Annotated in this window: 2 protein-coding genes; both read right to left on the bottom strand. The window is 45.2% G+C overall.

All coding sequences use genetic code 11. The features are described from left to right. Positions 1-535 (bottom strand): endonuclease III domain-containing protein (locus tag JQM82_RS15175; protein ID WP_235251240.1); only part of this gene is annotated, 535 nt, incomplete at its 3' end. Positions 536-537: 2 nt separating this feature from the next. Continuing rightward, entirely contained in the window at positions 538-2,319 is a 1,782-nt protein-coding gene (locus tag JQM82_RS15170) for a B12-binding domain-containing radical SAM protein (protein WP_235251239.1), read from the bottom strand. Positions 2,320-2,473: the final 154 nt, after the last annotated feature.

Genomic DNA, 2,473 nt, shown 5'->3' with positions numbered 1-2,473 from the left:
TTTGAATATTATACAATATCCAGTGGTCTTTTGGCAATTCTTTCATCAGATCCTGTTCAATCTTTTCCGGCTCCTCATTCTTTGTAAGCCCCAGTCTTCTGGAAATTCTCTTCACATGCGTATCCACTACTACACTTGGATCATGATAGATATTTCCCCGAATCACATTGGCAGTCTTCCTTCCCACCCCTGCAAGCGATGTCAGATCCTCCAGCGAACGCGGAACCTCCCCGCCAAATTCGTCACGGATCTTCTTCATGCAGGCAATCAGATTCTTCGCCTTATTGTGGTAGAATCCGGTCGGCTTGATATCCTGCTCCAGTTCTCCAGGATCCGCGTCAGCAATCGCATCCACAGATGGATATTTCTGAAACAGATCTTTTGTCACGATATTGACCCTGGCATCTGTACACTGGGCAGAAAGCATTGTGGCAGCCAAAAGCTGCCAGGGAGTCTCATAATTCAGGTAACAGACATACTCCGTTCCATACTGTGCATCAAGTATCTCCAGTATTTCTTTCGTTCTTTTTTTCATAATCACACACTTTCCACTATACAGACACGCGCTTCCTGATTCAACGGATTCCGCTCCATATAATCAAATAATATATATTCCTTTGTCGATGCAAAATATTCCAGATGGGTCATCTTGCGCATCTGATTTCTGTCGTAGGCTTCATATGCAGGCAGATACCGCCGACTGTTTTCTTCGTTTTCATAAAAACTTCTGATTTTTGCCTTCTCCACCTTATATTCTCCGGCAAATTCCGGACGACTCTTCGCATTTTCCCGAAGATAATAATCATACGTCAGTTTTTCCCGGTAGTACTCCTCCTTCTGCGGAAAATGAAGTGCGATATATTCCAGCAGGATCGCATATCTTGTGCTTCGCTTGTGCTGAATGCTTCCATATCCTCTCTCTTCATAAAAGTGACTCAGCTCATCGTACATCTGAAATGCAGAATCATACTCCCGTACCAGTTCCTCCATCGTATTCGTGAACTGTCGGCTGTTATAATATACCTCCACCATCTCTTCAATGCCCTTCAGACGTATGACATCCTCATAAGACAACCATCTCGTATACAGCACTTCATATGGCGGCCGATCCTTATGAACCAGCCCGTATTCTTCCTGATGCTCCTCCATAAAAGATCCCTTCAACACTTTCAGAAAACCCAGCTGAAGCTGCTCCGGGCGAAGCGCATAGACATCATCGAATGACTTTGCAAAGCTTTCTATATCTTCATGCGGAAGCCCTGCAATCAGATCCAGATGCTGGTGAATATTGCCCATATTCTGAATTCGCCGCACAATGCCTGCCACCTTTTCAAAATCCATCGTTCTTCGTATCGCGCGGATGGTATCCGGATTCGTGGACTGCACCCCGATCTCCAGCTGGATCAGCCCCGGCCGCATGCGCTCCATAAGCTTCAGCTCCTCCTCATTCAGGATGTCCGCTGCCACTTCAAAATGAAAATTCGTAATCCCTTTATCATGCTCCAGAATATACTGCCAGATCGCCATCGAATGATCATGTCTGCAGTTGAATGTACGGTCCACAAACTTTACCTGCGGCACCTTATGATCAATAAAAAACTGAAGTTCCCGCTTTACCCGAGACAGATCACGGAACCTCAACTTCTTATCTACAGACGACAGACAGTAACTACAGGAAAACGGACACCCACGACTGCTCTCATAATATACAATCTTATGCTCAAATTCCTTCATATCCGCATAGACAAACGGAACCTCACTTAAGTCCATCACCTCCCGCCAGGAATTCTCCACAACATCCCCATTCCAAAGGCGAAACGTAATGCCATCCACATGCAGAAGCCTGTTATCCACCTGTAGCCGGATCCTTTCCTCACTTTGCCGAAAGTTTTCCCCTTTCTTTCCTGATATATCCACCATTTCCGAAAAATCATCCACACAATGATAGATCCGGCACAGCTTTGCAAACGTTACTTCCCCTTCGCCCTTCATCACACCCTTCACCTGAGGCAGACGACGAAGTACCTCCCTGGCATCATACGAAACTTCCGGGCCACCAAGCCAGATCGGCATCCCCGGCCGGAGCTTTCCAATCTCCCTGACCAGCTCCTCCACAAAATCCAGATTCCATATATAACATGAAAAACACAGCACATCCGGCCTTTTCCGGTAGATATCCATCAGAACATCATCCACCTGCTGATTAATCGTATACTCCACAAGCTCAACATTCGGATCATCTGCATACGCCTTCAAACTGTACACCGCCAGATTCGAATGAATATACTTCGCATTAATCGCAACTAATAAAATCATCATCTTCACTCCTTTACTTTATTATAAATTTAGGCGTTTGCGAAACGCCACAAGCCGCATAAATACGGCATTTTTTAACTACAAAAAACAAATAACCCCTCACCGGATATGGTATAATAGAGTTGACGAGAAACTATAAACCATACATCCAAGAAAG

Source organism: Faecalicatena contorta (assembly GCF_021531995.1).
Classification (GTDB): domain Bacteria; phylum Bacillota; class Clostridia; order Lachnospirales; family Lachnospiraceae; genus Dorea_A; species Dorea_A contorta_A.
Note: the sequence above shows the minus strand (reverse complement) of the source record. Positions and strands in the feature narration are given on the sequence as shown.